The 334-nt window shown below is 71.6% G+C and carries 1 pseudogene; it reads left to right on the forward strand.

From position 1 onward, the window contains the following. Positions 1 to 295: pseudogene (locus G6O54_RS37155) on the forward strand (glycosyl transferase family 1); the annotation flags it as partial. Positions 296 to 334 lie beyond the last annotated feature (39 nt).

The following is a 334-nucleotide window of genomic DNA, read 5'->3' on the forward strand; positions in this document are numbered from 1 at the left end:
CCTGGCCAACGGCATCCCCGTGCTGGCCAGCGACCGCGGGGCGCTGCCGGAGACGCTCGGCGACGCCGGCTTCCTGTTCACCGTCCCCGAGCGCTACACCCCCGACTCGATCGAGATCCCGACCGCCCGCGAGGTCGCCCCGTGGCTGGCCATCCTCGAACGCCTCTGGGACGACCCGGACTTCGAGGCCCGGCACCGCGCACTCGCCCGCGCCGAGGCCCGCCGTTGGGACCCGGCGGCGCTCGCCTGTCGATACGAGCGGGCCTTCGATCGGACCACCACCGTCGCAGGGTGAGAACGTTCCCCCGGGACAAACCTAATTCATTAGCCGATT

It is taken from the genome of Aquisphaera insulae, assembly GCF_011064615.1.
In the GTDB taxonomy this organism is placed as follows: Bacteria; Planctomycetota; Planctomycetia; order Isosphaerales; family Isosphaeraceae; genus Aquisphaera; species Aquisphaera insulae.